The organism is Pseudomonas sp. P7779, assembly GCF_013386315.1.
Lineage (GTDB): Bacteria > Pseudomonadota > Gammaproteobacteria > Pseudomonadales > Pseudomonadaceae > Aquipseudomonas.
In genome coordinates this window covers 26,237-37,469 of sequence record NZ_JACARZ010000123.1, presented here as the reverse complement: position 1 = coordinate 37,469, position 11,233 = coordinate 26,237, and the positions used below count along the sequence as shown (strand labels likewise).

Genomic DNA, 11,233 nt, shown 5'->3' with positions numbered 1-11,233 from the left:
GCTGCGTAGCGGCCCCAAAAAAAGCGGGAGCGCTACGCACTCCAGCGGGAGCAAGCTCCCTCGCCACAGCAAGCTCCCTCTCTACAACAAGCTCCTCGCCACAACAGGCTCCTCCCCACAGCAATCTCCCTCACCCCATAAAAGCATCTTCAGCATCGACCTTCGCAACTCATCAGTGAGCAGACCATGCAACCGATCTACATCGACTTCCTCAACGGCCTGGACATCGACGAACTGGCCCTGACCAACGACGAAATCCTCAACGCCATCGAATCCAGCCTGGCGATCCAGGGCCGCAGCGAGGCGGTGATCGAGCCGCGCATGCACCTGATTCCCGGCGGTGAAATCAACGGCCACTTCAACGTGCTGCGCGGTGTATTGGGCGGCGCAATCGGCTACGCCGGGGTCAAGGTGGTGGGCGACTTTGTCGATAACTACCGCAAGGGCCTGCCCTCGGAACTGGCGATTCTCAACCTGCTGGACCCGGCCACCGGCATCCCCAAGGCCATCCTCGACGCCTCGGCGATTACCGACATGCGCACCGGCGCCGTCACCGCCATCGGTGCCAAATACCTGGCCCGGCCCGACAGCAAAATCCTCGCGCACATCGGTGCCCGTGGCACGGCGTATTGGAACGTGCGGCTGCTGGACCACCTGTTCGACTTCGACGAAATCCGCGTGCACTCGCGCCGCAGTGAAAGCCGCGAAGCCTTCGCCGAACGCCTGCGCCGCGACCTCGGCAAGCCGGTGATTGTCACCGACGACTGGGAGTCCACGGTGCGCGGCGCCGACATCGTAGTGGAAGCTTCACGCCTGGATCAGCCGCAACCGTTGCTGCACACCGAGTGGATCAAGCCCGGTGCCTTCGTCGTGCCCTACGGCACCATGAGCGCGGTGGAACTGTCGTTGACCGACATCATGCACAAGCTGGTGGTGGACGACTGGGGCCAGTGCAAGGGCGGGATGTTCGGCGCATTGCGCGCCCATGTCGACGCCGGAAAACTCAGCGCCGAGACCTTGCATGCCGAGTTGGGGCAGATCGTGGCCGGCTTGAAGACCGGCCGGGAAACCCCCGAGGAAACCATCCTGTTCTGGCACCGTGGCTTGAGCCTCAGCGATATCGCCCTGGGCCACGCACTGCTGGAAAAATCCAGACGCCTGGGGATCGGCCAGCGGTTGCGCTGGGCATGATTCACTTCGATCCCGCCGGTTTGACGGTTGAGGATTTGCTGTCGATTGCCCGCCAAGACGCACCGGCTGACTTCAGCGATGCGGCCCGCCAACGTATCGACGAAGGGCATCGACTGTTGCTGCGCCTGGTGGCTGAAGGCACGCCGATTTACGGGGTGACCACCGGCCTCGGTGCGGCGGTGGATACGCAGGTTGCGCCGGTGCAGGCAAACATTCCTTTGGGGCGTGCGGTGGGCGTTGGCCGCCTGGCCAAGCGTGAGGAATTACGCGCGATCACCGCAGCCCGCTTGGCGGGGTTGGCCCAGGGGCGTTCGGGTATTTCGCCGGGTGCAGCGCAGGCGCTGTTGGCGTTACTCAACTGCGGCATGGAGCCCGCGGTGCCGTTGCTCGGCTCGCTGGGTGAGAGCGACCTGGCGCCGTTGGCGCATTTGAGTCTGGCGCTGAACGTGCCATTGACGGGCAAGGATGGCCTGGCGCTGGTGTCGGCCAACTCCGCGAGCATCGGCCTTGGCGCGTTGCTGGTGGCCGAGGCCGAACAGGCATTGCAGGCCGTGTTGGCGGGGCTGGCGTTGTCGTGTGAAGGCTATCGGGCCAACCTCAGTCCTTTCCAGCCGTGGGCTTCGCGGTTGCGCCCGGCGCCGGGGCAAAGCGGGCAATCAGCTACGTTGCTGGAATTGCTGGCGGGCGGCGAATTGGCCGACAACCCGCGTCGGCTACAGGACCCGCTGAGCTTTCGCTGTGCCACGGTGGTTCAAGGCGCGGCGCAACAGGCAGTGCAGGCGTTACGCGAGTTGATCGAACTGGAACTGGCCAGCGGCGCGGACAATCCGGCGTTGATCAGCGAAGACGTGTTGGTGCTGGCCACGGCCAATTTCGACAGCACCCATCTCGCGCTGGCGGCCGAAGGCTTGGGCCTGGCGTTGAGCCGTGTGGCGGTGTGCAGCGCCGAGCGGATTGCCAAGTTGCTGTCGCCGGCGTCCAGTGAACTGCCGCGCTTTCTGATCAACCAGCCCGGGCACGTGGGCATGGCCGCCTTGCAGCGCACCGGTTCGGCGTTGGTGGCGGAGATCGGGCACTTGGCCAATCCGATCCCGGCGGTGAGCGTGCCGGTGGCGGATCGCGTGGAAGATTATGCGGGGCAGGCGCTGGCGGTGGTCGAGAAAACCCGGCAACTGGTGCAGCGCGTGGTGTGGCTGGGCAGCATTGAGTTGATCGTGGCGGCGCAGGCGGTAGACCTGCGCGGCAAGGTTCAACTGGGGCAGGGCACCCGGCGTATTCATCAGGCGGTGCGCCGCCAGGTGGCGCACCTGGATCAGGACCGTTCGGGGTCGGTGGATGTGTTGGCGTTAAGTGCATTCATCGAAAACGATGGCTTGAAATCCATTCTCTAAAACTATGAAGATCAACTGTGGGAGCTGGCTTGCCTGCGATAGCGGTGTTGGATTCACCATCGCTATCGCAGGCAAGCCAGCTCCTACAGGTTGATCGCATTTCAGGTCATGGATTTTCAGCGGCCAAGGCAGCAATCACTGCCGGGCGTTCACCGACACGCTGCTGAAACTTCGCTAACGCCGGCCACTGCTGCAAGTCGATATCAAACAACCCCGCCCAGCGCAGCACCACAAACAGGTACGCATCCGCCACTGAGTACTGCGCGCCCAGCAGGTAATCCTGGCGCTCCAGGGTCTGTACCAGAATCGCAAAACGCTTGAACAGCGTGGCCTTGAACAGCGCCTTCACCTCATCGGGAATCGCGTCCTTGAACAACACTCCCAGCCCGCCATGAATCTCGCTGGAGACAAAGTTCAGCCATTCCTGCAAACGCACCCGCTCCCAGCTGCCATTGGCCGGCGCCAGGCCCGCTGCGGGTACCCGGTCGGCCAGGTATTGCAGGATGGCGGCACCTTCGGTCAGTACCTCGCCGTTGTCCAGTTGCAGTGCGGCCACATAGCCCTTGGGATTGATCTGCAGGAAATCATCACCGTCAGCCGTGAGCTTTTTCTGGTTGTCGACGCGAATCAATTCAAACGGCAGGGCCAATTCCCGCAGCGCGATATGGGAGGCGAGGGAACAGGCATTCGGGGAAAAATACAGCTTCATCGGGGCAACTCCGCAGGACAGTTGCCTTCAGTCTCGTGGGCATGGCACCTTGGGTAAAATTAATCTTTCAGAATCCTGCCATAAGGACAGCTACTGCCATGATGAACCTGATGCACTGGCGCCTACTGGTGGCCGTGGCGGACAACGGCAGCATCACTGCGGCCTCCGAACGGGTGGGCATGACTCAGTCCGCCGCCAGCCAGGCGATGGCGGCCATGGAGGCCAACCTCGGTGCGCAGTTGTTTGTGCGTGAGGCGCGTCAGACCGTGCCTACCGCCCTGGGCCTGCAAGTGATCGAGCAGGCGCGGGTGATGCTCGGGGCCTTGCAGGCGATTCGCACCACCGTGGACGAAGCGCGGCCGATGCTGCGTGGGACGATTCGCATCGCGAGTTTCCCCATGGTGCTGGCGGTGTTCCTGCCGCCGCTGCTGCGTCGGTTCAACCAGCTTTACCCCGGCATCGAGGTCACGGCCCTGGAAGTGACCGACGATGAAGTGAACACCTTGCTCGACGCGAATCTGATCGACCTGGGCGTGGTGCTCAACCCGCCGTCCGAGCGCAATGCCGCCGTGCTGGGGCGCGATAACTGGGTGGCGGTGCTGCCGATGGCCCACGGGTTTTCCCGGCGCCCGGCGCAGGCAACGGTCACGCTGGAAGAGTTGGTGGAGCAACCGTTCGTGCTTGCCACCGGCGGCTGCACCGTCAACGCCCGCAGCCTGGCGCAGGAAGCCGGCCTGGTGCTGCGCGAGGTGCGGGTGGAAGTGCGCGAATGGAACAGCGCTTTCAGCCTGGTGCGTGAAGGCGTGGGAGTGACGCTGGTGCCCGAGATGACCCTGCCGGCCCAGCGCCAAGGCTTGCGCATCATGCCCCTGGCGGAGCCGGTGCATCGCGAGTTTGCGTTGGTGACATCACGCCACCAACCGCCCTCCGCAGTGGTTAATGCTTTGTTGCAAATGCTGGCTGACTAGTGGCCTTGCATAGCGCCAACGCCTGTCTATGCTCACCCAGAACCGTTGATGACGCTCGGCATATAAAGCGTTTCGGATAGGTTTCCCCATAAAGGTCTTCGATCAAGATTCAAACCGTGAATGGAATGCGCCCGCGTGGGCGTCGGGAAAATAAAGGGTGATCTGACATGTTCAACCGCCAACACAAATCCGACCTGCTGGAAATCGAACGTTTCTCCTGCGCCCTTACCGAAGCCAAAGCCAAATTGGCCGCCATCAGCCGTTCCATGGCAATGATCGAGTTTGATCGCGACGGCATCGTGCTGGATGCCAATGAAAATTTCTGCAAGACCATGGGCTACCGCGCCGAAGAAATTCGCGGCAAGCATCACCGGATTTTCTGCGAAGAGGCCTACACCCACACCGATGCCTACGCCAAACTCTGGCGCGACCTGGCGCGGGGCGAGCCCCTCAGTGGCACCTTCATGCGGTTGAACAAGCATGGCCAGGAAGTGTGGCTGGAGGCCAGTTACATGCCGGTAATCGGTGCCGACAACCAGGTGCAGAGCGTGATCAAGGTGGCCTCGGACATCTCGGCGCGGATTCACCGCGAGCATGAAAACCAGAGCCTGATCGACGCCATCGGCCGCTCCATGGCGGTCATTGAATTCACCCCGCAAGGCCAGATCCTGAATGCCAACGACAACTTCCTGAAGACGGTGAAGTATTCCCTCAGTGAAATCGTCGGCCAGCACCACAGTCTGTTTTGTCATCGCGGTGAGACCGATTCGCCGGCCTACAAGGCATTCTGGGCCTCGCTCAATCGCGGCGAATATCACTCCCACCGGTTTGAGCGCAAAGACAAATTCGGCCAAACGCTGTTCCTGGAAGCCTCCTACAACCCGATCTTCGATGCCAACGGGCGCTTGTACAAAGTGGTGAAGTTCGCCAGCGACATCACCGACCAGGTCACCACCTTGCGCACGGCTGCCGACTCGGCTCACGCCACCTCGGTGCAAAACGACGCCTGCGCCCGCAAGGGTTCGGAAGTGGTGCAGCAGACCGTGCAGATCATCGAAGAAATTTCCCGTGACCTTAACGAAGCGGCCGTGAGCATCGACGCAGTGAGCAAGCAGTCGGACATCATCGGCACCATCGTCCAGACCATCCGCGGCATCGCCGACCAGACCAACCTGCTGGCGCTGAATGCGGCGATCGAAGCGGCCCGGGCGGGCGAGCATGGGCGCGGGTTTGCGGTGGTGGCGGATGAGGTGCGCAGTTTGGCGGCGCGAACCAGCCAGGCGACGATCGAGATTGTGGATGTGGTGCGCAAGAACCACGACCTGTCGATCAGCGCGGTGTCGAGCATGCAGTCGAGCCTGAGCCGCACGGGGCTTGGGGTGGAGCTGGCGAATGAGGCGGGGCAGGTGATCCTGGAGATTCAGGAAGGGTCACGGCATGTGGTGGATGCGATCAGTCAGTTCAACTCGACACTGCAATTGCAGTAACACCGCAGATCAAATGTGGAATGAGCTTGTGTGGGAGCGGGCTTGCTCGCGAATGCGGTGTGTCAGTCAGCACATGGATTGACTGACACACCGCATTCGCGAGCAAGCCCGCTCCCACATTTGGTTTGTGGTGTGGCTTAGATCGCAGCCAGGGTTTCTTTCACCGTCTGCGCCTGCGGGTCAGCGGTCTTCGCCGCTACCTGCTGCGCCTGCTGCTCCTTCAGGCGTTCTGCCACTTCTTTGGAAATAGCATCCTGCTTGTCCTGAGGCATGTTCTTCACATCATCCTCGGTCAAACCCTGTTCCTTGAGCAGTTGCTCGCGGATGCGCTCGGCCGGGCTTTTTTTCATGTAGTCGGTGAAGTCACTGCGGGCCGACGTGGTGGAGTCAGTCTTGGCCGTATCGGTGGTCGAGGCGGTTGCGGTGGTGGCTTGCAACTGCACACGGGTCTTGGCGAAGGCGGCATTGATGTTGTCGGCAGTGGCGTCGGCCGCTGCCTGCGTGGTCGATACAGTCGTAGTGCCCTGTTGCACGTTTTGCGCAGCACCGCTGTACAGCGCGCTGGCCGCGGCGTTGGCCGGGTCCATGTCTGCGCGCTTGATGCGTTGGATCGTCGACTGAGCCTGGGGGTTGTTGTTGATCAGCATGATCAGGACACCTGTGGATGTGGGCGGTGCCACAGGTGGAGCAATTAGCGTGCCCAGTGGTATGGCCCCGTGTTTACGGGGCTTTTGGCCGCTACCGTCGGCAAGCGTTGGCGTGCCGACGGCCATTGTTTGCCGCTAGTGGGCAATGTTCTCCAGCGCCAGGTTGCGGGTGCGCGGGCCGAACCAACTGATGGTGATCATCACGATCAACATGCTGCTGGCGATAAACGCCAACACGCCGGGCGTGCCGAGGTGTTCGAGGATCACGCCGATCAACAGGCTGCTGAACACCGTCGACAACCGGCTGAACGAATAGCAGAAACCCACCGCCCGGGCGCGGATGTTGGTGGGGAACAGTTCGCTCTGGTAGGAGTGATAACTGAAACTCAGCCAGGCGTTGCAGAAGGTGATCATCACCCCGCAGATCACCAGGCCCACGGCGGTGGTTTGCAGCGCGAACAAACTGCCGAAGATCACCGCGCCGAGCGCCGAGCCGACAATCTGCCATTTGTTCTCAAACCGGTTCGCCACCTTCACAAACAGCAGCGGCCCCAACGGGTAGGCGAGGGTGATGATGAAGGCATAGCCCAGGCTGTGAGTGACGCTCACGCCCTGGCCCGAGAGCAGCGCCGGCAGCCAGTTGCCGAAGCCGAAAAAGCCGATGGCCTGGAACACATGAAACACAATCAGCATCAACGCCCGGCGCCGGTACGGCGGTTGCCAGATATCGGCGAAGCGCCCTTGGCCCTGCACGCTGACGGCTTGCGGTTCCGGCTCATCGAGTGGCTTGCCGTGGTCTTTCCGGCAGCGCGCTTCGAGGCTGTCCATGATCTGCCCGGCTTCCTCGAAACGGCCTTTTTGTGCGAGCCAGCGCGGCGATTCCGGCAGGCGTTTGCGCAGTTGCCAGATAAACAGCGCAAATACCGCACTGCTCACCACTACCCAGCGCCAGCCGGAAATCCCGAACGGTGCCTGGGGTACCAGCCACCACGACATCAACGCCACCGCCGGCACCGACAGGAACTGGATGAAAAACGCAAAGGCAAACGCCGAGCTGCGCATGCGCTTGGGCACCAGTTCCGAGAGGTAGGCGTCGATGGTCACCAGTTCGATGCCCAAACCAATGCCCACCAGGAAGCGCATGCAGATGATGCCCAGGGCGGAGGTCTGGATACCCATCAACACGGTGGCAACGGTGTACCAGATCAACGCAAAGGTGAAGATCGCCCGGCGCCCGTAGCGGTCGGCAATCGGGCTGAGCAGGCTGGCGCCGAGGAACAGGCCGAGAAAGGTCGCCGAGGCAAAGGCCGCCTGGTCGGAGAAGCCGAATACGCCCTGGCTGCCGGTGTGGAAAATTCCGTCACTGATCAGGCCGGGGCTGATATAGGCAGTCTGGAACAAGTCATACAGCTCGAAAAAGCCGCCAATCGACAGCAGCGCCACCAGGCGCCAGACAGTGGCGACGGCGGGCAACCGATCAATGCGCGCGCTGATGTGCGCGGCGCGGATCGGGTCGATACCGTCTGCAAGAGAGGGTGAAGACATGGGCAGAAGACTCAGTAAGTGATCGGGATCTCGAATTCCTGGAACGCATCATCCACCGGTTGGTAACCCAGCACACGGGTTGTTTCGCTGAGGTCCAGGCGTTTGAAACGGTTATTGGAAATGCCATGGGCGATCAGGTGTTTCACCCCGATGGTTTCCACCGAGCGTTGTAGCAGTTGCACGGCGTCGCGGGGGCTGAGCCAGGCGCTGAGGTCGCGGGCGTTGTTCAGGTCGTGGGTTTCGGGGAATTCAAACGCACCGATGCGCAGGGCGATGGTGGAGAGCGGGGTTTTGGCCGCGTAAAAACCGCACAGGGCTTCGCCGTAGCATTTGCTCACGCCGTACAGGTTGGCGGGCAGTACCGGCATGCCCGGCGTGATCTGCCGGTCTACCGGGTAGCCTTCGATGGTCTGGGCGCTGCTGGCGAACACCAGGCGCTTCACACCTGCGGCCACGGCGGCTTCGAACAGGTAGGTGGTGGCCAGGATATTGTTGGGCAACAACTCGTCGAAGGTCGCGCTGGCGTGGGGGATGCCCGACAGGTGCACGATCACGTCAATCCCGTCGAGCAGGGCGGCGAGGGCGGTTTTGTCGCTCAGGTCGGCGTGGATGAAACGGTGCTCGCCGAGGGCGAAATCCGGCTCGATGCGGTCGGTGAGGGTGAAGCGGTAGCGGTCTTTCGACGCTTCGAAAAACGTCTTGCCGATGCGGCCACAGGCGCCGGTGAGTAGTACGTTGAGTCCGTTCATTGGGTAGTCCTTGTTTTTAGTTGTGGCCGTCGAGGGCGAAGGTTTTGAAGCCGGGGCGTTGGCTGAGGGTTTCGTAGTAGGCGCTGACCGCCGGGTAGGACGGATGCTCCATGGGCGTCATCCACCAGCGGTGCACCGACAGGCCGATGAGGATGTCGGCGAGTGTGAAGTTGTTACCGGCGACGTAGGCGCCGGTTTTGATCAGTTGCGCTTCAAGCAGGCCCATCTTGTCGTTCCAGCTTTTTACCCCGGCTTTGATGCGTTGCGGGTCCTGGTAGTCCGGATTCTTGCGTACCAGAGCGTGGAAGGCGTAGCCCCACGACGGGTTGAGTTCGGTGGCTTGCCAGTCCATCCATTGCTCGACCCTCGCACGGGCGACCGGCTCGGTGGGCAACAGATCGTGGCGTTGGTGCAGGCCCACGAGGTAGCGGCAGATGGTATTGGATTCCCACAGCACGCCGTTGTCGTCGATGATCACCGGGACTTGGGCGTTGGGGTTCAGGGCCAGGAATTCGGGGGACTGGGTGGCGGCGAAGCCGATGCCCCAGTCTTCGCGGTCGTAGGGGATATCCAGTTCTTGGCAGGTCCACAGGACTTTTCGCACGTTGATGGAAGAAGTGCGACCGAGGATTTTCAGCGAATGGCCCATGGTGCTTTCCTGACGAGGGTGAGAAGGCAGGGGGCAATTTAGCAGGGGCCAGAAGGCACGGCGAGGGTGTTAAGTGGGCAGGATCAAAAATGTGGGAGCGGGCTTGCTCGCGAATGCGGTGTATCAGTGATGGAAAGCTCGGCTGACACACCGCATTCGCGAGCAAGCCCGCTCCCACAGTTTGACCGCGTGCGGTCTGTTAGATCAGTGGTGATTCCTGGTCCATCAGCTTGCCCATCAGCAATACGCCCAACTCACTCAACTGGTGAATCGCCAATGCGGTGTCGCGGTCTTTGCCGGTGAGTTCATCAGACAGGTCGAGCAATAACGTGCTGACCGAGGAAAACGTCTCGTAGCTGTTGGCGATCAGGCTTTCGCTGCTGGCGTCGGGGCTGACGGTGAATAAGGAAGGAGGATTGGGAGTAACTTTGAACATAAGCGTGACCTCTATCTGGGCCATCACCTGATCGCTACTAAACGAAAGGGTGGCGGCTGCACGCAGGTTAGTAGACCGGCAAAGTCACACAAAAATCCGGCGCGCCACAAGGGCGCCCTGCGCACAGCCACCATCAAGCACAGACACGTAAGTCTGATAGATGAAGCTCATGCTCATTCTGTATGACTGTCCAGGCTACTAAACCCGATCACTGAGAAATTCAGCGACCGGGCAACCTTAGAGAGCCCTACCCAGGCGCACAAGCCGGCGGATTCTGACGTACCTGTAGGTAACGGAGCAAGGCGCTGCCATCAACACCAGCCACTTCCTACAGCTACCGCCTAGGTACTCTCGCGCACCTTCAACTCAAACCCCATGTCCACCACCGGCCGGGCGATCTTGTTGCCCGCCATCACCGTCAACAAATGCTCTGCCGCCCGCCGGCCAATGGCTTCGCGCGGGGTGCTGATGCTGCTCAAACGCGGCACCATGAACGAGGAAGACGGCAGGTCGTTGAAGCCCAGCACCGAGATCTGCTCCGGCACCTTGATGCCATGGCGCAGCGCTTCCAGCAGCGCACCTTGAGCCAGGTCGTCGTTGCCAAAGAAGATCGCGTCCACATCCGGATGGCTGGCCAGCAACTGCAGGAACAGCTCACCACCCAGGCCCAGCGACGATGGCCGTGGCGTCAGCACTTCCAGCGCCGGGTCGTACAACCCCGCCTGCTGCAACGCCCGGCGAAAGCCTTCGCCGCGCAGCAAAGTCCGCTGGTCCAATTGCGCGCCAATGTAGGCCAACCGCTTGCGCCCCCGTGAGATCAAATGCGCCGCCGCTATTTCCCCGGCGTTCAACTGCGAGAATCCTACGCAGTTCAGTCCGGCGCCCGGGTCCAGGTCCATCATGTACACACACGGCACATTGCTCGATTCCACCATGCGCCGGGCACTTTCCGTACGGTCAAACCCGGTCAGCAGCAAACCCCGTGGCTGGTAGGCCATGTAGTTGCGCAGCAGGTCTTCTTCTTCGTCGCGGGAATAGTGGGTGTTGCCGATCAGCACTTCAAAGCCCTTGGGCCGCAGCACCTGGTGGATGGCTTCCAGGGTTTCGATAAACAGCAGGTTGGACAGCGACGGCACCAACACCACCACCGACTGGCTCTGGGCAGATGCCAGGGCACGGGCGGCCGGGTTGACCACGTAGCTCAGTTCGGCGGCGGCTTTTTGCACTTTTTCCACCAGTTCGGTGGCCACGGTGCTGATGCCGCGCAAGGCCCGGGAGGCGGTAATCGGGCTCACGCCAGCCAGGCGGGCCACTTCATTGAGGGTAGGGCGGCCCGTGGTGCGGGTATTTTTATCGTTCTTGGGAGTCATCAGGCGGCTTGCCAAACAAAAATCGAGGCACTAAGGTAGCGCTGTCTCCAAGACCCTGCAAATCCTTGAACGCCGGGATGCCTGTTCCCGT

Annotated in this window: 11 protein-coding genes and 1 pseudogene; 5 read left to right on the top strand and 7 right to left on the bottom strand. The window is 61.6% G+C overall.

Annotation, left to right across the window (positions count from 1 at the left end; genetic code table 11):
- Positions 1–186: 186 nt before the first annotated feature.
- Complete coding sequence (locus HX869_RS28510) at positions 187–1,191, top strand: ornithine cyclodeaminase family protein (protein ID WP_003213072.1); 1,005 nt, start codon at positions 187–189, stop codon at positions 1,189–1,191.
- Positions 1,188–2,582: an aromatic amino acid lyase gene (locus HX869_RS28505; protein WP_178904010.1), complete on the top strand. Its 1,395-nt coding sequence runs from the start codon at positions 1,188–1,190 to the stop codon at positions 2,580–2,582. The genes HX869_RS28510 and HX869_RS28505 overlap by 4 nt, the downstream gene beginning before the upstream one ends.
- Before the next feature lie 106 nt (positions 2,583–2,688).
- Here HX869_RS28505 and gstA read toward each other — a convergent pair whose 3' ends face one another.
- Complete coding sequence (gene gstA, locus HX869_RS28500) at positions 2,689–3,291, bottom strand: glutathione transferase GstA (RefSeq protein WP_008431610.1); 603 nt, start codon at positions 3,289–3,291, stop codon at positions 2,689–2,691.
- Positions 3,292–3,389: 98 nt separating this feature from the next.
- Between gstA and HX869_RS28495 the strand changes: the two genes are divergently transcribed.
- The 3 genes and pseudogenes from HX869_RS28495 to HX869_RS31910 all read left to right on the top strand — a co-directional run bounded on the left by HX869_RS28495 (position 3,390) and on the right by HX869_RS31910 (position 5,746).
- A complete protein-coding gene (locus HX869_RS28495; protein WP_008431612.1) occupies positions 3,390–4,259 on the top strand; it encodes a LysR family transcriptional regulator in 870 nt (289 codons plus the stop codon).
- Between the two features lie 167 nt (positions 4,260–4,426).
- Positions 4,427–5,155 (top strand): annotated as a pseudogene (locus HX869_RS31915) (PAS domain-containing protein); the annotation flags it as partial.
- 18 nt (positions 5,156–5,173) lie between these two features.
- Positions 5,174–5,746: a methyl-accepting chemotaxis protein gene (locus HX869_RS31910; RefSeq protein WP_371132976.1), complete on the top strand. Its 573-nt coding sequence runs from the start codon at positions 5,174–5,176 to the stop codon at positions 5,744–5,746.
- Between the two features lie 137 nt (positions 5,747–5,883).
- Here the strand turns inward: HX869_RS31910 and HX869_RS28485 are convergent, their stop codons facing one another.
- The 6 genes from HX869_RS28485 to HX869_RS28460 form a co-directional block, all read right to left on the bottom strand.
- Positions 5,884–6,393, bottom strand: coding sequence for a hypothetical protein (locus tag HX869_RS28485; protein ID WP_003213081.1), 510 nt, complete (start codon positions 6,391–6,393; stop codon positions 5,884–5,886).
- A gap of 135 nt (positions 6,394–6,528) precedes the next feature.
- Positions 6,529–7,938, bottom strand: coding sequence for an MFS transporter (locus tag HX869_RS28480; RefSeq protein ID WP_177019375.1), 1,410 nt, complete (start codon positions 7,936–7,938; stop codon positions 6,529–6,531).
- Positions 7,939–7,949: 11 nt separating this feature from the next.
- The gene (locus HX869_RS28475) at positions 7,950–8,687 is read right to left on the bottom strand and encodes an NAD(P)-dependent oxidoreductase (protein WP_177054573.1); all 738 of its coding nucleotides are present in this window, start codon (positions 8,685–8,687) and stop codon (positions 7,950–7,952) included.
- Between the two features lie 16 nt (positions 8,688–8,703).
- Positions 8,704–9,336, bottom strand: coding sequence for a glutathione S-transferase family protein (locus HX869_RS28470; protein WP_178904009.1), 633 nt, complete (start codon positions 9,334–9,336; stop codon positions 8,704–8,706).
- A 199-nt stretch (positions 9,337–9,535) separates the two neighbouring features.
- Positions 9,536–9,772 (bottom strand): DUF6124 family protein, encoded by a 237-nt coding sequence (locus tag HX869_RS28465; protein ID WP_178904008.1) that lies wholly within the window; start codon positions 9,770–9,772, stop codon positions 9,536–9,538.
- Positions 9,773–10,113: 341 nt separating this feature from the next.
- Positions 10,114–11,145 (bottom strand): LacI family DNA-binding transcriptional regulator, encoded by a 1,032-nt coding sequence (locus tag HX869_RS28460; protein WP_178904011.1) that lies wholly within the window; start codon positions 11,143–11,145, stop codon positions 10,114–10,116.
- Between the last annotated feature and the right edge of the window lie 88 nt (positions 11,146–11,233).